This is a genomic window from Streptomyces sp. NPDC050439, from assembly GCF_040655335.1.
In the GTDB taxonomy this organism is placed as follows: Bacteria; Actinomycetota; Actinomycetes; order Streptomycetales; family Streptomycetaceae; genus Streptomyces.
Genome location: NZ_JBFAJT010000006.1, coordinates 267,270 through 285,894, shown reverse-complemented (window position 1 = coordinate 285,894; position 18,625 = coordinate 267,270). Strand labels below are relative to the sequence as shown.

Below are 18,625 nucleotides of genomic sequence, written 5' to 3'. Positions count from 1 at the left end.
TCGTAGGAAGTAACTTGCCTGATTTGGGGTGAACTTCTGCGCTAAGAGGGTTTTGACGGTGCGTAGTCTGTGCGCCATGCAGACCGCCGGGAACCAAGTGACGCATGAGGGCGTCGTTGACCCTGGTGTAGTGCGGATGAGTGCCGACGACGGCGCATCCGTACTTCGGGGGGACCGGAAACCAGCCGCCGTTTCCAGGCGCGGATACCTGCGCCTGCCCGAGGAGTAATCGTTCGATGAGCGAGCACCGTCGCAAACCGCCGCAGCCGCAGGGCGGCGGACGCGCCGCGGCCAGACGCGGCGTCCCAGGCGCGTCTTCGGGTCGCCGCGCGGCACCGCGTGGCGCCACTGGATCGCCCACTTCCTCAACCGGCTCGCACGGAGCGGGGGCCCCCGATGACGGGGACCGTTCCTACGGCGGCCGTGCCGAGGCCCGCCGTGCCGCGCAGCGCAGTGGCGCTGTCGGCTCGGGTGGAGGCCGCCGCAGAGCGGCCGACGGAGCCGGCGCCGGGCGCGGAGGCGCCGGAGGCGGCGGCCGACGTGGTGGCGGTGGCCCGAACGGACCCGGCCGAGGCCGAGGCCGTGGCGGCCATGAGCCCGGCAAGAAGCGCTTGATCAACTACCCGCGCGCGGACAAGGACGGTCTGCGCCGCTGGGTTCCGTCCTGGCGTCTTGTCACCGGCCTGTTCGTCGGGTTCCTCGGTGGCCTGATGGCGGTCACCGGGATCGCGTACGCCTTGGTGGAGGTGCCGAAGGTCGACGAAGCGGCCAAGGCGCAGAACAACGTCTACTACTGGGCCAACGGCAAGCAGATGGTCGCGACCGGCGGTGAGACGAACCGCCAGATCATCGACTACGACAAGATCCCCGAAGCGATGCGCACGGCCGTCATCTCGGCCGAGAACAAGACGTTCGAGGACGACAAGGGCGTCGACCCCATGGGCATCGCGCGGGCCGTGGTCAACATGGCCAAGGGCGGCGAGACCCAGGGTGGCTCGACCATCACCCAGCAGTACGTGAAGAACGCGCGCCTGGGCGACCAGTCGCAGACGTTCACGCGTAAGTTCAAAGAGCTCTTCATCTCCATAAAGGTGGGCCGGACGGAGTCCAAGGAGAAGATCATGGCGGGGTATCTCAACACCGCCTACTACGGTCGTGGCGCCTACGGCATCCAGGCCGCCGCCCGTGCTTACTTCGGCAAGGACGCCCAAGACCTGAACCCGAGCCAGTGCGCTCTCCTGGCAACGGTGCTCAAGGGCGCCACGTACTACGACCCGGCGGGCTCTCCTGAGGTCGACCCTGCGGCTTCTCGGGACGCCAACACAGCGCGAGCCAAGAAGCGCTGGAGCTGGATCCTCGACGAAGAGGTCAAGGACGGTCACCTGACCGCAGAAGTCCGGGACAAGTACAAGGACTTCCCGAGGCTGGAGAACCCCCGTTCCAACGCTCAGCTGGGCGGTCAGATCGGTTATCTGGTCGACCTGGCCAAGGCCTATGTGATCAACAACAGCAATGGTGAGATCACGGCCACTGATCTTCAGCAGGGCGGCTACGAGATCCACACGACCTTCGACAAGAGCAAGGTGCTGAAGCTCGAGAAGTCCGTGGAGAAGGTCCGCAAGGCGAAGATCAAGCCCAAGCAGCGGCCGGACAAGGACACCCACGTCCAGTTCGGTGGCGCGTCCGTGAATCCCAAGGACGGGGCGATCGAAGCCATCTACGGCGGTGTGGACGCGACCAAGCACTTCACCAACAACGCGGACCAGACCGGTGCGCAGGTCGGCTCGACGTTCAAGCCCTTCGTGCTGGCAGCGGCTTTCAAGGACGGAACGCGAGACCCGGACGGGGTGGCGGAGCAGGGCGAGGACCAGCGCACCATCGTCAACCCCAAGAGCCTCTACAGTGGCAAGAACAAGCTCAAGATCCAGAACTTCGACGGCTCCGTCTGGAAGGACCGCGAAGGAAAGGAGTGGCTGCAGACGAACGACGGTGACGCGTCGTACAACGCGCCGACCTACCAGATCGACCTCCGAGAGGCGATGCGGGAGTCGGTGAACTCGGCCTATGTGCAGCTGGGCATGGATGTCGGCCTGGACAAGGTGAAGGAGGCGGCCATCGCCTCCGGCATCAAGGAGAACAGCCTGGCCAGCGCCAACTACCCCTCCTTCTCGCTCGGCACGTCCTCTCCCAGTGCGATCCGTATGGCCGGCGCGTACTCCACCTTCGCGGCCAGCGGCAAGCAGAACGATCCGTACTCGGTGAAGGAAGTCGAGTACAAGGGCAACACCGTCTACCAGCATGAAGCGCAGCCCAAGCGGGCCTTCGATGATGAGGTCGCCGACAACGTCACTGACGTGCTCCGGACCGTTGTCGACAAGGGCACGGGCAGCGCGGCACAGCTGAGCGGCCGTCAGGTGGCGGGCAAGACCGGTACGACCGACGGCAACAAGTCCGCCTGGTTCGTCGGGTACACCCCGCAGCTCTCGACAGCGATCAGCATGTACCGCCTCGACGACAACGAGAGCAACAAGAAGCGCGAGTTCCTGGAGATGTTCGGCACGGGCGGCGAGGAGAAGATTCACGGCGCCTCGTTCCCCGCGCAGATCTGGAAGAGCTACATGGAGCAGGCCCTGAAGGGCGAGCGCGTGATGAACTTCCCGGTCCCGGCACCGATCGGTAGGGTCGTCGGCGAGACTCCGCCCCCGGCCCCGAGCCCGACCCCCTCGAAGACCGAGGAGCCGGAGGAGACTCCCTCGCCGACGCAGTCGGAGACCAGCCCGTCTCCCACCCCGTCGGACACCCCTGATCCCGATGAGTCCTGTGCCGACTGGGACTGGCAGTGCAACAACAACGGCGGTACGTCGGAAGGCGGGGACACCGAGGGCGGCACTGGCGGGGAGTCGCCACCGACCACGGATGAACCGACCGGCGGTGGAGGCAACAACGGGAGCGGCAACGGAGGCTGGCTAGGGGGCCCGGGAGACTGACCGATCCCTGTGAGTGTGTTTCACGTGAAACGCACTGTTTCACGTGAAACATGCGCTACCGAGCGCTGACGAGGGCCGCCACACCGCACTGGTGTGGCGGCCCTCGCCGTGTTCTCAGGTGCATACGGCAGGATGTGCGGCATGCCCAGTGCAGAGACGACGCGCACGAGCGTGCACAAGACCACTAGTGCACAAGAGCCGGAGCCCGTACGGCCGACCCGGGAGGATGAGGTCGCAGCGGCCGGCAGCGAGCTGATCGGCGGACCCATCGGCCGCAGAGTGCTGTACGCGGCGACATGGTGGACTCCGGTACGCGTCATCGCGCTCGTGGCCATCGGGATGTTCGCGCTCGGCATGGTGCAGAAGATGCCCTGCTACGACGGCGCCTGGTTCCAGGGTGCGAGTTCGCAGTACACGCACGCCTGCTACTCCGACATCCCGCACCTCTACCAGGGGCGCGGATTCGCCGACGGGCTGGTCCCCTACTTCGACAAACTGCCCGGCGACATGGAGTACCTCGAATACCCGGTGCTGACCGGCGTGTTCATGGAGGTGGCCTCCTGGCTGACCCCGGGCAGCGGCAGTATCCAGCACCAGGAGAAGTTCTACTGGATGGTCAACGCCGGGATGCTGATGGCCTGTACGGCGGTCATCGCCGTCTGTGTCGCCCGCACCCACAGGCGCCGCCCCTGGGACGGCCTGATGGTCGCCCTGGCGCCCGCCTTCGCGTTGACGGCCACCATCAACTGGGACCTGTTCGCCGTCGCTCTCACGGCCGCCGCGATGCTGATGTGGGCGCGGGGCGGGGTGCTCTCCGCGGGCGTCCTGCTGGGCCTGGCGACAGCAGCGAAGCTCTACCCGGCCCTTCTCCTGGGTCCGCTGCTCATCCTGTGCTGGCGAGCGGGGCGCTGGCGGGCCTTCTGGGTGACGGCCGGGGCCGCGGTCGGTGCCTGGCTGGTGGTGAACCTGCCCGTGATGATCACGCACGACGCGACGGGCTTCCACATCCGCGAGGGCTGGGCGAAGTTCTACACCTTCAGCCAGGAACGGGGCGTCGACTTCGGATCGTTCTGGCTGATCCTCTCGCAGCGCATGGACGACCCGCTGTCCACGGACACGGTCAACACCCTGGCGACGGCGCTGATGCTCCTGTCCTGCCTAGGGGTCGGCGCGCTGGGCCTGACCGCGCCGCGCCGCCCGCGCTTCGCGCAGCTCGCCTTCCTGGTCGTCGCCGCGTTCATCCTCACCAACAAGGTCTACTCACCGCAGTACGTACTGTGGCTGATCCCTCTCGCCGCGCTGGCCCGCCCGCGGTGGCGTGACTTCCTGATCTGGCAGGCGTGCGAGGTCGCGTATTTCCTGGGGATCTGGCTGTACCTCGCGTACACGACAAGCGGAGACGCCCATAAGGGCCTGCCGACCGAGGGCTATCAACTCGCCATCGTGGTCCACCTGCTGGGGACGCTGTACCTGTGTGCCGTGATCGTGCGCGACATCCTCATGCCGGAGAGGGACCCGGTGCGGCGGTCCGGCGACGACGACCCCTCAGGGGGCGTCCTGGACGGTGCGCCGGACGTCTTCGTCCTCGGTCAGGCGGCCCACCCGCCGAGGCACGCGGTGCACATCACCGAGGGGCCCCACGTGCGATGGGGAGCGAAGCCGACCGACGTTTCGCCCTGAGCGAACAGGCCGCAGAGGTGGCCGGGAACGACTGAAGGGCCGGGAGCGACCATCGTCGCTCCCGGCCCTTCAGTCTGTGGTCGGTCCGCCCGTGATCAGCGGTCGACGATGCGGTCGAACTGCGTGGTGGTGTGCCGCAGATGGGCCACCAGCTCCTCGCCCACCTTCGGCTCGGGCGCGTCCGAGGGCACGAAGAGGATGGAGACCTGCATGTGCGGCGGCTCCGCGAACCAGCGCTGCTTGCCGCCCCAGACGAACGGCGAGAGGTTGCGGTTGACGGTCGCGAGGCCCGCGCGGGCCACGCCCTTCGCCCGCGGCACCATGCCGTGCAGCGCCTTCGGCGCCTCCAGGCCGACGCCGTGCGAGGTGCCGCCCGCGACGACGACCAGCCAGCCGTCGGACGCGACCTTCTGCTGGCGGTAGCCGAAGCGGTCGCCCTTGGTCACCTGCGTGACGTCCAGGACGGCGCCGCGGTACTGGGTGGCCTCGTGGTCCCCCAGCCACAGATGCGTGCCGATGCGGGCGCGGAAACGCGTCTGCGGGAACTGCTGCTGCAGGCGGGCGAGTTCGTTGGCCTTGAGGTGGCTGACGAACATCGTGTGCAGCGGAAGACGTGCGGCACGCAGCCGGTCCATCCAGCCGATGACCTCCTCGACGGCGTCCGAGCCGTCGGTGCGGTCCAGCGGCAGGTGGATCGCGAAGCCCTCGAGCCGTACGTCCTCGATGGCCGCGTGCAGCTGTGAGAGCTCCTGCTCGCTCACGCCGTGCCGCTTCATCGAGGACATGACCTCGATGACGACGCGGGCGCCCACGAGGCCGTGTACGCCGTCCAGGGACGACACGGAGCGGATGACGCGGTCGGGCAGCGGCACGGGCTCCTCGCCCCGCCGGAACGGGGTCAGGACCAGCAGATCGCCGCTGAACCAGTCCTTGATCCGGGCGGCTTCGTACGTGGTGCCGACGGCGAGGACGTCGGAGCCGAAGCGGGTCGCTTCTTCCGCGAGGCGCTCATGACCGAAGCCGTAGCCGTTGCCCTTGCAGACCGGGACGATTCCCGGAAACTGCTCCAGCACGTGCTTGTGGTGTGCCCGCCAGCGCGCGGTGTCGACATAGAGCGTGAGCGCCATGGCCGGATCCCGGAACCTTTCTCGTGGCTGCGGTGTATCAGAGGTATGAAGACTATTCGGGGTTACGCGAATTGTGCCGGGGCGATGCGGTCAGCGGCGCGACATGTAGATGTCGAGTGCCTTGTGGAGCAGCTTGTTGAGCGGGAAGTCCCACTCGCCGATGTACTCGACAGCCTCTCCACCCGTGCCCACCTTGAACTGGATAAGTCCGAAGAGGTGGTCCGTCTCGTCCAGAGAGTCGGAGATGCCCCGCAAGTCGTAGACGGTGGCGCCGAGCGCGTAGGCGTCCCGGAGCATCCGCCACTGCATCGCGTTCGAGGGCCTGACCTCACGGCCGATGTTGTCCGAGGCGCCGTAGGAGTACCAGACGTGCCCACCGACGACGAGCATCGTCGCCGCGGACAGGTTCACGCCGTTGTGCCGTGCGAAGTACAGCCGCATGCGGTTGGGGTCCTCGGAGTTGAGGGCCCGCCACATCTGCTGGAAGTAACCCAGCGGCCGCGGACGGAACTTGTCTCGGATCGCGGTGATCTCGTAGAGGCGCTGCCATTCGGCGAGGTCCTCGTAACCACCCTGGACGACCTCGACGCCGGCCTTCTCGGCCTTCTTGATGTTGCGTCGCCACAGCTGGTTGAAGCCCTTGAGGACCTCGTCCAAGGAGCGGTTGGCCAGCGGCACTTGGAAGACGTATCGCGGCTGTACGTCACCGAAGCCGGCGCCGCCGTCCTCGCCCTGCTGCCAGCCCATCTTCCGCAGCCGGTCCGAGACTTCGAAGGCACGCGGCTCGATGTGCGAGGCCTCGACGTCCCGCAGGCGCTTCACGTCAGGGTTCTGGATGCCCGACTTGATCGCGGGAGCGTCCCAGCGCCGGATGACGACCGGCGGGCCCATCTTCACGGAGAAGGCGCCCTGCCGCTTCAGATGCGCGAGCATCGGCTGCAGCCAGTCGTCCAGGTTCGGCGCGTACCAATTGATGACCGGGCCCTCGGGAAGGTAGGCGAGGTAGCGCTTCACCTTGGGCAGCTGTCGGTAGAGCACCAGGCCCGCACCGACGAGTTCGCCGGTCCGGTCGTCGAACCAGCCCAGGTTCTCCGAACGCCATTCACTCTTCACATCCGCCCATGCCGGGACCTGGCAATGACTTGCCGACGGCAGGCTCTGGATATACGCCAGATGCTGCTCGCGACTGATGGTCCTCAGGGTCAGACTCATTCGGGGCGCTCCTCGGGCTGGTGTGTCCCCATGGGTACAGGGGCTCCGGCTCTCGCGCCGAAGCCTACTGTGCCCCGAGAGCGCCCCGTCTGGGCGTACGGAACCTTGGCCCCCGGCCCAGGTGCGGCGGGGGCCTTCGAGGGTGGCTACCAGAGCCCGCCGAAGAGTCCGCCGTGGGCCATACCCAGGAAGAATCCGACTGCCGAGGCTCCCAGGCCGAGGATCAGGCCGAAGCGCTCGCGGGTCGTCTCGGAGATGAACTGGCCCCACGCACCCGTGGCGATCCCCACGAGACCGGCCCATGAGCTGAGCAGGTGGAGGTTGTGGAACATCGCCGAGACGAAGGCGATGGCACCCAGGACCAGGGTCACGCCGAGGAGCGCGTCCTGCATGGGATGGGCCTTGCCGTCCGTGGCAAAGAGAGAGCCCGCGGTATTCGGTCGCAATGTCTGTGCCATAAGGCACCTCCTGCGGAAGGCGGCGCATCGTAGCGCCATACACACCCGATGTGTACAGATTCTGCCCGTCCGCGGCCGGATTTCAACCGGAAGCCTAGGTGCGGGTACTCTGTACCGTCTGCACCGGTGTCTGCCCAGGCCATGGCAGGGACTCTCGATCGGCCTAATGATCGGGGAGCCCGATTGTCAGTGGCTGCCGATACCGTTGCGTACGCATCACGACCCTCCTGCCACGGAACGACCGTGGCCGCTGAGTCCAAAGGAGGTGGGTTCCACATGCGTCACTACGAAGTGATGGTCATCCTCGACCCCGATCTCGAGGAGCGCGCTGTCTCCCCGTTGATCGAGAACTTCCTTTCCGTCGTCCGTGAGGGCAACGGAAAGGTCGAGAAGGTCGACACCTGGGGCCGTCGTCGTCTCTCGTACGAGATCAAGAAGAAGCCCGAGGGCATCTACTCGGTCATCGACCTGCAGGCCGAGCCTGCGGTCGTCAAGGAGCTCGACCGCCAGATGAACCTGAACGAGTCGGTCCTCCGGACCAAGGTCCTCCGTCCCGAGACCCACTGAGCTTCCTAGCTCAGCGGTATTCGGGATCCGAGTAGCAGCAGCAAAAGCAGCCAGCAGCAAACCCGCCGAGAGGTTCCCCCATGGCAGGCGAGACCGTCATCACGGTCGTCGGCAATCTTGTCGATGACCCCGAGCTGCGCTTCACCCCGTCCGGTGCGGCGGTCGCGAAGTTCCGTGTCGCGTCCACTCCCCGCACCTTCGACCGTCAGACCAATGAGTGGAAGGACGGCGAGAGCCTCTTCCTCACCTGCTCGGTCTGGCGTCAGGCGGCGGAGAACGTCGCGGAGTCGCTTCAGCGAGGCATGCGCGTAGTCGTGCAGGGCCGGCTGAAGCAGCGGTCCTACGAGGACCGTGAGGGCGTCAAGCGCACGGTCTACGAGCTGGACGTCGAGGAAGTGGGCGCCAGCTTGAAGAACGCCACGGCCAAGGTCACCAAGACCACCGGTCGAGGCGGCCAGGGCGGTTACGGCGGCGGTGGCGGTGGCGGCCAGCAGCAGGGCGGCGGCAACTGGGGCGGCGGCCCCGGTGGCGGCGGTCAGCAGCAGGGCGGCGGCGGTGCTCCCGCCGACGACCCCTGGGCGACCGGTGCGCCGGCCGGCGGCGGCCAGCAGGGCGGCGGCGGTGGCTGGGGCGGAAGCTCCGGCGGCTCCGGCGGCTCTGGCGGCGGCTACTCGGACGAGCCCCCCTTCTAGCCCTCAGGGCCAAGGGTGGGCCGTTCCCACACTTCTTGATCAAACAGGAGAGAACACATGGCGAAGCCGCCTGTGCGCAAGCCTAAGAAGAAGGTCTGCGCATTCTGCAAGGACAAGGTCACGTACGTGGACTACAAGGACACGAACATGCTGCGGAAGTTCATTTCCGACCGCGGCAAGATCCGTGCCCGCCGCGTGACCGGCAACTGCACGCAGCACCAGCGTGACGTCGCCACGGCCGTGAAGAACAGCCGTGAGATGGCGCTGCTGCCCTACACGTCCACCGCGCGATAAGGGAAGGGTGACCGACAAATGAAGATCATCCTCACCCACGAGGTCTCCGGCCTCGGTGCCGCCGGCGAGGTCGTAGACGTCAAGGACGGCTACGCCCGCAACTACCTGATCCCGCGGAACTTTGCGATCCGCTGGACCAAGGGTGGCGAAAAGGACGTCGAGCAGATCCGTCGTGCTCGCAAGATCCACGAGATCGCGACCATCGAGCAGGCCAACGAGGTCAAGGCCAAGCTCGAGGGCGTCAAGGTCCGTCTGGCCGTCCGCTCCGGCGACGCCGGTCGTCTCTTCGGTTCCGTCACCCCGGCTGACGTCGCTTCGGCGATCGAGGCTGCTGGTGGCCCGAAGATCGACAAGCGCCGCGTCGAGCTGGGCTCGCCGATCAAGACGCTGGGCGCCCACGCGACGTCCGTGCGTCTGCACCCCGAGGTTGCCGCTCAGGTCAACATCGAGGTCGTCTCCGCCTAAGCACTGCGCTTGGCAGGGCTGAAGCAAACCGTTGGGCCGCACCCTCAGGGTGCGGCCCAACGTGTTTCACGGGCGTGCTGTTCTGCAGACGCGTTGTTTCACGTGAAACAGCGGGATGAGGGAGCGGGACGAGCGTCAGCGGGTGGCGCCGGTGACGATCCAGTGGCCGGACCGCGTACGCAGCCAGAGGGTCACCATGCGGACCGCCATCATCAGGGTCATCGCTCCCCAGACGGCGGTCAGTCCGCCCCCGAGGGTGGGCACGAGGAGTGCCACCGGAGCGAAGACCGCCAGGGTGGCGAGCATGGCCCACGCCAGATACGGGCCGTCTCCGGCACCCATCAGGACGCCGTCGAGGACGTAGACGATGCCGCAGATGGGCTGGGAGATCGCCACCACCACGAGTGCGGGCAGGGCCGCGTCCTGGACGACGGAGTCGCTGGAGAAGAGCGGGACGAACAGTGGCCGGGCCACGACGACCAGCACACCGAGGGCGACGCCCGAGGCGATGCCCCACTGCACCATGCGACGGCAGACGTCGCGCGCTCCCTGGGGATCGTTCGCGCCGAGGTAGCGTCCGATGATGGCCTGGCCTGCGATGGCGATGGCGTCGAGTGCGAAGGCCAGAAGGCTCCACAGGGACAGGATGATCTGGTGGGCGGCCACATCGGCGTCACCGAGGCGGGCCGCCACCGCGGTCGCGATCATGAGGATCGCCCGCAGTGAGAGCGTACGGACGAGAAGCGGGGCGCCTGCTTGGGCGCAGGCCCGGATGCCCGCGGCGTCGGGACGCAGGGAGGCGCCGTGGCGTCTGGCCCCGCGGACGACGACGAAGAGATACACGGCGGCCATCGCGCACTGGGCGATGACGGTGCCCCAGGCGGAGCCGGCGATGCCCAGGCCGGCGCCGTAGACGAGGGCGACGTTGAGAACGCCGTTGGCGATGAAGCCGCCGATCGCCACGTACAGCGGGGTCTTGGTGTCCTGGAGCCCGCGCAGGACACCGGTGGAGGCCAGTACGACGAGCATGGCGGGGATGCCGAGCGAGGAGATGCGGAGATACGTGATCGCGTACGGCGCCGCGGTGTCGGATGCACCGAAGAGCTCCACGAGCGCGGGCGCGGTGGGAAGGACGACGGCGATGACTGCGGCGCCGAGCAGGAGGGCGAGCCAGATGCCGTCCATGCCCTGGCGGATGGCGGCCTGGAGATCTCCGGCGCCCACCCGGCGGGCGACGGCGGCCGTGGTCGCATAGGCGAGGAAGACGAAGACGCTCACGGCGGTGGTGAGGAGCGCCGAGGCGACGCCGAGCCCGGCCAGTTGGGCGGTGCCGAGATGGCCCACGACGGCGCTGTCGACCATCACGAAGAGCGGCTCGGCGACGAGCGCGCCGAAGGCGGGAACGGCGAGGGCGATGATCTCTCGGTCATGCTGTCGCCGAGCGGCCTTGGGCGCCGCGGGAGCCTGTGTCATGGGCACCAATCTAATCTTCCACAGGTAAGAGATGCAATGCCCTTAAGACCCTTACCTGGTCTCGAGTCGGACACTCTTCGGCGCGCTGTTCGGCAGGAACTTGGTCCGACTGGGGAAGTTTTTCTTCTGCACAGCCGGTGGATGGGAAAGGTGCAGGTCAGGGATGGTTTCTGGAGAACGCTGAGTGCTTGTTCACAGGGCTGTCCACCGAGCCGTACACAGGTTTGGCGGGGTTCTCCACAGCAACGCGCCCGTCATCCACACCGCCTGTGGATAACCAGATTGGCTGACGGTGCCCACGGGCCTACCGTGGGGCGGCGCCCCCCTCGTGATCCGGCCTCGGAAAGCCCGTAAAACCGACGCGTCAGAACCGGAGTCGGGCCGCTTATTTGTCAGTGTCGTGCCGTAAGAAAGAAGGGCACGGCGAGGTCCGCGCGGCGGACGTGAGGGAGGTGGCCCGGTGAGTATTTCCGAGCCCTTGGACGACCCCTGGGCCGACAGCGGTCCCAGTGACCGTCTGCCCGCCTCCCGACAGCGCCGCGACGGAGGCAGAGGCCGCGACGAGCAGCACGAGCGCGGCCGCGAAAGCGGTGGCTGGGACGGCGGTGGCACCGCCTTCGAGCGCGTACCGCCGCAGGATCTCGACGCCGAGCAGTCGGTGCTCGGCGGCATGCTGCTCTCCAAGGACGCCATCGCCGACGTCGTCGAGGTGCTCAAGGGCCACGACTTCTACCGGCCCGCGCACGAGACGATCTACACGGCGATCCTCGACCTGTACGCCAAGGGGGAGCCGGCCGACCCGATCACCGCGGCGGCCGAGCTCACCAAGCGAGGTGAGATCACCAAGGTCGGCGGGGCCTCGTATCTGCACACGCTGGTGCAGACGGTGCCGACCGCGGCGAACGCCGAGTACTACGCGGAGATCGTCCACGAGCGGGCGGTCCTGCGTCGCCTCGTCGAGGCGGGCACGCGCATCACACAGATGGGATACGCGGCCGACGGCGACGTCGACGAGATCGTCAACAGCGCCCAGGCCGAGATCTACGCGGTCACCGAGCAGCGCACCAGCGAGGACTATCTGCCGCTCGGCGACATCATGGAGGGCGCGCTCGACGAGATCGAGGCGATCGGTTCGCGCAGCGGCGAGATGACCGGTGTGCCGACGGGCTTCACCGACTTCGACTCGCTGACCAACGGCCTGCACCCGGGCCAGATGATCGTCATCGCGGCCCGGCCCGCCATGGGTAAGTCCACGCTGGCCCTCGACTTCGCGCGCGCCGCGTCCATCAAGCACAACCTGCCCAGCGTCATCTTCTCCCTGGAAATGGGGCGCAACGAGATCGCGATGCGCCTGCTGTCCGCGGAAGCCAGGGTGGCGCTGCACCACATGCGCTCCGGCACGATGACGGACGAGGACTGGACCCGGCTCGCGCGCCGGATGCCCGAGGTCTCGGCGGCCCCGCTCTACATCGACGACTCCCCGAACCTGTCGATGATGGAGATCCGCGCGAAGTGCCGCCGTCTCAAGCAGCGCGCCGACATCAAGATGGTGATCATCGACTATCTGCAGCTGATGCAGTCCGGTGGTTCCAAACGCGCCGAGAGCCGTCAGCAAGAGGTCTCGGACATGTCGCGAAACCTGAAGCTGCTCGCCAAGGAGCTCGAGGTCCCGGTCATCGCGCTCTCGCAGCTGAACCGTGGTCCCGAGCAGCGCACGGACAAGAAGCCCCAGGTCTCCGACCTGCGTGAATCCGGCTCCATCGAGCAGGACGCGGACATGGTGATCCTGCTGCACCGCGAGGACGCGTACGAGAAGGAGTCGCCGCGCGCGGGCGAGGCGGACATCATCGTGGGCAAGCACCGTAACGGCCCGACGGCGACGATCACGGTGGCCTTCCAGGGTCACTACTCGCGCTTCGTGGACATGGCGCAGACGTAGCGGTTCCGCTCACTCGTCGTAGCGGGCGGCGATGGTGGTGGCGCGGTCGCGCAGGGCGGTGCGCAACGACTTCGGGGACAGGACTTCCGCGTCCGTGCTGAGCTGCCACAGCGCCCATTCGGCATGTCGCGCATCCTGGAACGTCACCTCAAGCCGCAACCATTCGTCCGCCTCGGGCTCTTCGGCGCGGACCGCCAGCGCGGTGCTCAGCAGATCCTCGCGCCGCTCCGGGCTCACCCGCACCAGCACGGCGATATGGCCGTCGGACAGAAACCGCGCACAGCGTTCCCGCCACGCCTGCTCCAGATCGACCCTGTTCGGTCGCCGTGCCGGTTCGGGGAGCTCATCGGCGGCCAGTATGCGCGACAGCCGGTAGGTGCGGTCCTCGCCGGATCTCCTGGCCAGGAGGTATCCCCGGTCGCGCACGGTGACCAGGCCGATCGGGTCCACCGTGCGCCACCGGGGCGGCTGGTCCGTGGCCGCGTAGTGGATGCGCAGCCTGTGTCCGGCGAGCACCGCACGCCGGACCTCGATCATGGTGGTGTCGGGCACTTCCTCAGTGACGGGCCGCCGTGAGAGCAGGTCGGTCTCCGGCTCGACCAGGATCCGCCGGGCCGCGTCGCTCGCGGAGGCTTGGTGACTCTCGGGCAGCGCGTCGACCACCTTGCGCATGGCCGAGGCGAGCGCCGAGCCGAGACCGAACGTCTGCTCGCCGCGGCCCGTTCCGGCGGTCAGCAAGGCGAGGGCCTCGTCGTGATTCAGGCCGGTGAGCTCGGTCCGGAAGCCGGGCAGCAGGGCGAAACCGCCGTGCCGTCCGCGTTCGGCGTAGACCGGGACGCCTGCCGCGGACAGCGCCTCGATGTCCCGCAGCACGGTGCGGGTGGACACCTCGAGCTCGCGAGCCAGCGTGTCCGCGGTCAGCCGGCCGCGCTGACGCAACAACAGCACCAGCGAGACGAGTCGGTCGGCGCGCATACGAGAACCCTCTCAAATACATGACCGAGGATGTCGTGAATTGTTGCGAGGCTCCTGAGCACCGACGTCACCGATGGCCTTCAGTGCGCCGACGGACGTACGTGCTCGTCATGAATCGAATGGAGCTGATGTGGCAATGGAACGAACGGCAGTCAACCCGGTGACGTGGTCGGTGGAGATGGGATTCAACCAGGGCGAGGTCGTCTCCGGGCACACCCGGACCCTGTACTGCTCCGGGCAGACCGCGATGAGCGATGACGGCAAGCCACAGCATGAGGGCGACATGGCTGCCCAGTTGGCGCTGAGCCTCGACAACCTGGAGGCCGTGCTCGGCGAGGCGGACATGTCCCTCGCGAACCTGGTTCGGCTCAACGTGTACACCACCGACGTCGACCTGTTGTTCCCGCACTACGGCGTGCTGGCATCGCGCCTGGGCGTTGCAGGGGTGGCGCCGACCACGACGATGCTCGGGGTGACGCGGCTGGCGATCCCCGGCCAGATGGTCGAACTGGAGGGCACTGCCGTCGCGTGAGGTGACCTGTGAGCCGTGCCGGGCAGGGTTTCCGGCGGTCGGCAAGGGGTTCTGGCGATACGTCAGGTCAGGCGGCGCAAGGCATCGCCGAGGGTGGCCAGGCCCTCGGCGATGTCGGTGGCGGTGGGGGCGGCGTAGCCGAGGACCAGACCGGGGCGGTGCGGCCGCTGGCTGTGCCAGGACAGGGGCTGGACCTTCACACCGCGAGCCAGGGCCGCGGCGGCGAGCTCGGTGTCGCGGAAGTCTGCGTCGAAGGTGATCGTCAGGTGCAGGCCCGCCGCGGCGCCGTGCACGACGGCCTGGGGCAGATGCGTCCTGACCGCGGCGATCATCGCGTCCCGGTGGCGGCGGTGGCGCCCGCGCAGGAGGCGCAACTGGCGTTCCAGGGCGCCCGATTCCATCAGCTGGGCCAGGACGAGCTGGGGCAGTACGGCGTTGCCGAGATCGGCGAAGCGTTTGGCGGCGACCAGCGCTTCCCGGTACCTCGGCGGCGCGAGGACCCAGCCGATGCGCAGCGCCGGAGCGAGCAGCTTGGACACGCTCCCGGCATAGCAGACGTGCTCGGCGAGCAGGGAACGCAGGGCGGGGACCGGCGAGCGGTCGTAACGGTGCTCGGCGTCGTAGTCGTCCTCGATGATCAGGCCGTCGCGCTCGGTGGCCCAGCGCATCAGGTCCCGTCGCCGTTCACCGCCGAGCACCACGCCGGTCGGGAACTGGTGTGCCGGAGTCAGCAGCACCGCGGGGGCGTTCGTGGCACGCAGCTCCTCCACGCGGATGCCGTCGGCGTCGACCGGGACCGGCGGGGTGTCGAGGCCGCCGTGGCGCAGATGCTGGCGGGCGCCGAGTGAGCCCGGGTCCTCCACGGCCACCGTACGGATGCCGTCGCCGTGCAGCACTTGGCCGAGCAGGGTGAGGGTCTGGGCCGTCCCCGCGGCGATGACGAGCTCATCCGGGTCGGCGCGGATGCCCCGGTTGCGGGCCAGCCAGTCGGCGACGGCGGCCCGCAGCGACGGGGCCCCGCGTGGGTCTCCGTACCCGAAGGCGGACGCCGGGAGCTCTTTGAGTACGGCGCGTTCGGCGCGCAGCCACGCGGTGCGGGGGAAGGCGGCGAGGTCGGGCATGCCGGGCGAGAGGTCGATCCGGGCAGAGGCGGCTCGCAGCGCGTCGTAGATGTCCGTGCCGGGCGGGGCGCCGAACAGGGCGCTCGGCGGCGAGGGAGAAGGGCCCTCGGCAGTGGCGGGCCGGGCTGTTGCCGGTGCGCTGGGCCAGGCCTTCGACGGTGCGCCGGGCCGGGATTTCGCCGCCGGGCCGGGCCGGGCTGTCGTCGGCGCAGCTACCACCACGGTGCCGTTCCGCCCGCGGCCGGCGACGTGTCCGTCCTCGCTCAGGCGCTGGTAGGCCTCGGTGACCACGCCGCGGGACACGCGGAGTTCGGCCGCCAGGACGCGGGTCGCCGGGAGTCTGCTGCCGACCGGCAGGCGGCCGTCCGCTATCGCCAGGCGCAGGCTGCGCGCCAGCCAGTCCGCCCGGCCGCCCACAGGGGCGTCGGCGACGTTCAGCTGGAGGAAGTCGGTGCCGACCGCAGGCGCGTGCCCGGGGTCTCCCTGCGCCGAGGATCCGGTCCCGCGCGGTGTGGGCTCACGCGGTTCGGAGGCACGCGGTACAGGCTCACGCGGTTTGGGCGCACCCGGTATGTGCTCGTGCTTTATGGACCGGTCGATGGCGGGGTCATTGGACCTGTTCACCGGGCCATAGTGGCAGCAGGGTGAAGCCATGCAGACAGCAGCAGCCGCATCCGCCGGCGCCCTCGCCACGTCACTGGATCCCGCGGCCCGCCCGGCAGTTGACTACGTCCACGGATACTCACGCCGCGAGGCACGCAGGCTGGGGGACCAGGCCGACACCCTCGCCGCGCTGCTGCACGACGGCACGGTGTATCCCGCGGGAAGCCGCGTCCTGGAGGTCGGATGCGGGGTCGGAGCCCAGACCGTCCACCTGATCGACTCCAGTCCCGGAGCCCACTTCGTGGCCGTCGACCGGTCGGCGGATTCGCTGGCGAAGGCTCGTGCCCGCGTGACGGCACACGCGCCCGAAGCGCATGTGCGGTGGCATCGTGCCGACCTCTTCGCCCTTCCCTTCCCGGATGCCGAGTTCGACCACATCTTCGTCTGCTTCGTCCTGGAGCATCTGGCCGCTGCCCGGCAGGCGCTCGCCGGACTGCGGCGGCTGCTGCGACCGGGCGGGACCATCACCGTGATCGAAGGGGACCACGGGTCGGCGTTCTTCCATCCCGACAGCGCCTACGCCCGCGCGGCGATCGACTGCCTGGTCCGGCTCCAGGCCGACGGCGGGGGGAACGCTCTGGTCGGGCGACAGTTGCAACCGCTCCTCGCGGAGGCCGGCTACGACCGCGTCCGGGTGCGGCCCCGCACCGTCTACGCGGACCGCACCCGCCCCGAGCTCGTCGAAGGCTTCACCCGCAGCACGTTCATCGCCATGATCGAATCCGTCAGGGACGACGCGCTGGCCTCGGCCCTCATCACCGAGGCCGACTGGGACCGCGGGATGGCCGACCTGCGCAGGACCGCGGACGACGGCGGGACCTTCCACTACACGTTCTTCAAGGCGACGGGTACGCGTCCCGTGTAGCCGACAGCGGAATTGGCTCGACGTGTGGCTTCTCCGCAGGTGGACTAGGGCCATGACATCACCGCGTGAAGAGTTGTTGCCCACCACCCGTCGAGCCTTGTTGCACCGCGTCGCCACTGCTCAGGCGGAGGGGAGGGCGCCCTCGCTCGTCGCCTCAGTACTCAGGGACGGTGAGTTGGTGTTGACCGAGGGCCGCACCTGCGTCGAGGGGCACGCGCCGGACGAGAACACCCAGTACCGCATCGGCTCGATCACCAAGACCTTCACCGCCGTGCTGGTGATGCGGCTGCGCGACGAGGGCGCCCTCGACCTCTCCGACCCCTTGGAGAAGCACCTTCCGGGAACGGACGCGGGCGACGTGACCATCGCGGAACTTCTCGCGCACACCAGCGGGTTGGCGGCGGAGACCCCGGGCGAATGGTGGGAGCGTACGCCCGGTTCGCAGCGCCCCGAGCTCGGGGACGTGCTGGGTGAGCAGCCCTTCAAGCACCCCACCGGGCGACGGTTCCACTACTCCAACCCCGGCTACACGCTGCTCGGTTCGCTGATCGAGGCGCTGCGGGGAGAGCCCTGGGAAGCCGTGTTGCGCCGCGAGATCCTGGAGCCGCTGAGCCTGGACCGTACGAGCGCGCAGCCGCAGGCCCCGCACGCGGGTGGCTGGGCCGTTCACCCGTGGGCGGACGTGATGATGCCCGAACCCGCCGAGGACCTGGGCCTCATGGCTCCGGCCGGGCAGCTGTGGTCCACGACGGCGGACCTGGGGCGCTTTGCCGCCTTCCTCCTGGAGGGCGACGACCGGGTGCTGTCCGCCGACTCGGTGCGGGAGATGCGGGAGCCCGCGTCGCCCCTGCCGCCGGGGGACTGGGACGTGACGTACGGCCTGGGGACGCAGCTGATCCGCGGGGACGGCCGCACCCTGGTCGGGCACGGCGGGTCGCTGCCGGGCTTCATGGCCGGACTGTGGGCGAGCGCGGAGGACGGCCTGGTGGCGGTCACGCTGACCAACTGCACCTCGGGCCCCGCTGTGACGGCTTTGGCCTTCGACCTCCTGAAGATCGTGGCCGAGGCCGAGCCTCGTATCCCGGAGGCGTGGCGCCCCCTGCCCGCGTTGGACAAGGGCCTGCTGGAGCTGGCGGGGCCCTGGTACTGGGGAACGAACACCTTCGTGCTGCGGCCCAAGGGCGACGGCGCGCTCGAGCTGGCGCCCCTTGCGGGCCGGGGCCGCGGATCGGGGTTCCGGCCGAACGGTGACGGGACCTGGACCGGACTCGACGGCTACTTCGCCGGGGAGCAGTTGCGGGCGGTGCGGCGGCCCGACGGGACGGTGAGCCATCTCGACCTCGGTTCGTTCTTCTTCACCCGGGAGCCGTACGAGGCGGGGGCTCCTGTGCCGGGTGGCGTGGACCCGGAGGGGTGGCGCGGGCTGCCCTTGTAGGGGTTTTGCAGGGTCTGTGAACCGGTGGGGGGGGGGGGGGGGGGGGGGCGGCCCCGGCCCCCCCCCCCCCCCCCCAACAACACCAAAAACAACAACAACAACATGTACACAAAAAAATAATGGGAAGACAAACCGAGACA

17 protein-coding genes are annotated in these 18,625 nt (G+C 68.5%); 11 read left to right on the top strand and 6 right to left on the bottom strand.

All coding sequences use genetic code 11. The annotated features are described in order from the left end of the window. Nucleotides 1-396 precede the first annotated feature (396 nt). The 3 genes from AB0I66_RS25825 to AB0I66_RS25815 all read left to right on the top strand — a co-directional run bounded on the left by AB0I66_RS25825 (nucleotide 397) and on the right by AB0I66_RS25815 (nucleotide 4,667). A complete protein-coding gene (locus AB0I66_RS25825) occupies nucleotides 397-615 on the top strand; it encodes a hypothetical protein (RefSeq protein ID WP_363210317.1) in 219 nt (72 codons plus the stop codon). Continuing rightward, complete coding sequence (locus AB0I66_RS25820; protein WP_363210316.1) at nucleotides 612-2,987, top strand: transglycosylase domain-containing protein; 2,376 nt, start codon at nucleotides 612-614, stop codon at nucleotides 2,985-2,987. The genes AB0I66_RS25825 and AB0I66_RS25820 overlap by 4 nt, the downstream gene beginning before the upstream one ends. A 132-nt stretch (nucleotides 2,988-3,119) precedes the next feature. Further along, nucleotides 3,120-4,667: a glycosyltransferase 87 family protein gene (locus AB0I66_RS25815; RefSeq protein ID WP_363210668.1), complete on the top strand. Its 1,548-nt coding sequence runs from the start codon at nucleotides 3,120-3,122 to the stop codon at nucleotides 4,665-4,667. A gap of 95 nt (nucleotides 4,668-4,762) precedes the next feature. Here AB0I66_RS25815 and AB0I66_RS25810 read toward each other — a convergent pair whose 3' ends face one another. From AB0I66_RS25810 to AB0I66_RS25800, 3 genes are all read right to left on the bottom strand, one after another. Beyond that, nucleotides 4,763-5,794 (bottom strand): alanine racemase, encoded by a 1,032-nt coding sequence (locus tag AB0I66_RS25810; RefSeq protein WP_363210315.1) that lies wholly within the window; start codon nucleotides 5,792-5,794, stop codon nucleotides 4,763-4,765. Between the two features lie 90 nt (nucleotides 5,795-5,884). Then, nucleotides 5,885-7,006 carry a peptidoglycan bridge formation glycyltransferase FemA/FemB family protein gene (locus tag AB0I66_RS25805; protein ID WP_361828908.1) on the bottom strand — a complete coding sequence of 374 codons (1,122 nt, stop codon included), beginning with the start codon at nucleotides 7,004-7,006 and terminating at the stop codon, nucleotides 5,885-5,887. A gap of 146 nt (nucleotides 7,007-7,152) precedes the next feature. Beyond that, the gene (locus AB0I66_RS25800) at nucleotides 7,153-7,464 is read right to left on the bottom strand and encodes a hypothetical protein (protein ID WP_363210314.1); all 312 of its coding nucleotides are present in this window, start codon (nucleotides 7,462-7,464) and stop codon (nucleotides 7,153-7,155) included. A gap of 276 nt (nucleotides 7,465-7,740) precedes the next feature. Between AB0I66_RS25800 and rpsF the strand changes: the two genes are divergently transcribed. The 4 genes from rpsF to rplI all read left to right on the top strand — a co-directional run bounded on the left by rpsF (nucleotide 7,741) and on the right by rplI (nucleotide 9,482). After that, nucleotides 7,741-8,031, top strand: coding sequence for a 30S ribosomal protein S6 (gene rpsF / locus AB0I66_RS25795; protein ID WP_006604399.1), 291 nt, complete (start codon nucleotides 7,741-7,743; stop codon nucleotides 8,029-8,031). 80 nt (nucleotides 8,032-8,111) lie between these two features. Continuing rightward, on the top strand, nucleotides 8,112-8,723 hold the full coding sequence (locus AB0I66_RS25790; RefSeq protein ID WP_363210313.1) for a single-stranded DNA-binding protein: 612 nt from the start codon (nucleotides 8,112-8,114) through the stop codon (nucleotides 8,721-8,723). Between the two features lie 57 nt (nucleotides 8,724-8,780). Beyond that, entirely contained in the window at nucleotides 8,781-9,017 is a 237-nt protein-coding gene (gene rpsR / locus AB0I66_RS25785; RefSeq protein ID WP_003949403.1) for a 30S ribosomal protein S18, read from the top strand. A gap of 18 nt (nucleotides 9,018-9,035) precedes the next feature. Next, nucleotides 9,036-9,482: a 50S ribosomal protein L9 gene (gene rplI, locus AB0I66_RS25780; protein WP_190082966.1), complete on the top strand. Its 447-nt coding sequence runs from the start codon at nucleotides 9,036-9,038 to the stop codon at nucleotides 9,480-9,482. Nucleotides 9,483-9,617: 135 nt separating this feature from the next. Here the strand turns inward: rplI and AB0I66_RS25775 are convergent, their stop codons facing one another. Continuing rightward, nucleotides 9,618-10,955, bottom strand: coding sequence for an MATE family efflux transporter (locus AB0I66_RS25775; RefSeq protein ID WP_363210312.1), 1,338 nt, complete (start codon nucleotides 10,953-10,955; stop codon nucleotides 9,618-9,620). 460 nt (nucleotides 10,956-11,415) lie between these two features. Between AB0I66_RS25775 and dnaB the strand changes: the two genes are divergently transcribed. Beyond that, complete coding sequence (gene dnaB, locus AB0I66_RS25770; protein ID WP_363210311.1) at nucleotides 11,416-12,894, top strand: replicative DNA helicase; 1,479 nt, start codon at nucleotides 11,416-11,418, stop codon at nucleotides 12,892-12,894. Between the two features lie 9 nt (nucleotides 12,895-12,903). On the opposite strand, the gene AB0I66_RS25765 is transcribed toward dnaB, so the two are convergent. Further along, nucleotides 12,904-13,869: a WYL domain-containing protein gene (locus AB0I66_RS25765; RefSeq protein ID WP_363210310.1), complete on the bottom strand. Its 966-nt coding sequence runs from the start codon at nucleotides 13,867-13,869 to the stop codon at nucleotides 12,904-12,906. A gap of 136 nt (nucleotides 13,870-14,005) precedes the next feature. Between AB0I66_RS25765 and AB0I66_RS25760 the strand changes: the two genes are divergently transcribed. Beyond that, nucleotides 14,006-14,401, top strand: a complete 396-nt coding sequence (locus tag AB0I66_RS25760; protein WP_363210309.1) for a RidA family protein — start codon at nucleotides 14,006-14,008, stop codon at nucleotides 14,399-14,401. Between the two features lie 62 nt (nucleotides 14,402-14,463). Here AB0I66_RS25760 and AB0I66_RS25755 read toward each other — a convergent pair whose 3' ends face one another. After that, nucleotides 14,464-15,960, bottom strand: coding sequence for a PLP-dependent aminotransferase family protein (locus tag AB0I66_RS25755; protein ID WP_363210667.1), 1,497 nt, complete (start codon nucleotides 15,958-15,960; stop codon nucleotides 14,464-14,466). A gap of 214 nt (nucleotides 15,961-16,174) precedes the next feature. On the opposite strand from AB0I66_RS25755, the gene AB0I66_RS25750 reads away from it, so the two are divergent. Together AB0I66_RS25750 and AB0I66_RS25745 are read left to right on the top strand one after the other, a co-directional pair. Continuing rightward, complete coding sequence (locus tag AB0I66_RS25750) at nucleotides 16,175-17,050, top strand: methyltransferase domain-containing protein (protein WP_363210308.1); 876 nt, start codon at nucleotides 16,175-16,177, stop codon at nucleotides 17,048-17,050. A gap of 52 nt (nucleotides 17,051-17,102) precedes the next feature. Next, nucleotides 17,103-18,485: a serine hydrolase domain-containing protein gene (locus tag AB0I66_RS25745; protein ID WP_363210307.1), complete on the top strand. Its 1,383-nt coding sequence runs from the start codon at nucleotides 17,103-17,105 to the stop codon at nucleotides 18,483-18,485. The last annotated feature ends 140 nt before the right edge of the window (nucleotides 18,486-18,625 follow it).

Bases quoted from the DNA above. Each gene is read 5' to 3' on its own strand.
- AB0I66_RS25825 (WP_363210317.1), top strand. From the start codon at position 397: ATGACGGGGACCGTTCCTACGGCGGCCGTGCCGAGGCCCGCCGTGCCG.
- AB0I66_RS25815 (WP_363210668.1), top strand. From the start codon at position 3,120: ATGTGCGGCATGCCCAGTGCAGAGACGACGCGCACGAGCGTGCACAAG.
- AB0I66_RS25810 (WP_363210315.1), bottom strand. From the start codon at position 5,794: ATGGCGCTCACGCTCTATGTCGACACCGCGCGCTGGCGGGCACACCAC.
- AB0I66_RS25805 (WP_361828908.1), bottom strand. From the start codon at position 7,006: ATGAGTCTGACCCTGAGGACCATCAGTCGCGAGCAGCATCTGGCGTAT.
- AB0I66_RS25800 (WP_363210314.1), bottom strand. From the start codon at position 7,464: ATGGCACAGACATTGCGACCGAATACCGCGGGCTCTCTCTTTGCCACG.
- rpsF (WP_006604399.1), top strand. From the start codon at position 7,741: ATGCGTCACTACGAAGTGATGGTCATCCTCGACCCCGATCTCGAGGAG.
- AB0I66_RS25790 (WP_363210313.1), top strand. From the start codon at position 8,112: ATGGCAGGCGAGACCGTCATCACGGTCGTCGGCAATCTTGTCGATGAC.
- rpsR (WP_003949403.1), top strand. From the start codon at position 8,781: ATGGCGAAGCCGCCTGTGCGCAAGCCTAAGAAGAAGGTCTGCGCATTC.
- rplI (WP_190082966.1), top strand. From the start codon at position 9,036: ATGAAGATCATCCTCACCCACGAGGTCTCCGGCCTCGGTGCCGCCGGC.
- AB0I66_RS25775 (WP_363210312.1), bottom strand. From the start codon at position 10,955: ATGACACAGGCTCCCGCGGCGCCCAAGGCCGCTCGGCGACAGCATGAC.
- AB0I66_RS25765 (WP_363210310.1), bottom strand. From the start codon at position 13,869: ATGCGCGCCGACCGACTCGTCTCGCTGGTGCTGTTGTTGCGTCAGCGC.
- AB0I66_RS25760 (WP_363210309.1), top strand. From the start codon at position 14,006: ATGGAACGAACGGCAGTCAACCCGGTGACGTGGTCGGTGGAGATGGGA.
- AB0I66_RS25750 (WP_363210308.1), top strand. From the start codon at position 16,175: ATGCAGACAGCAGCAGCCGCATCCGCCGGCGCCCTCGCCACGTCACTG.
- AB0I66_RS25745 (WP_363210307.1), top strand. From the start codon at position 17,103: ATGACATCACCGCGTGAAGAGTTGTTGCCCACCACCCGTCGAGCCTTG.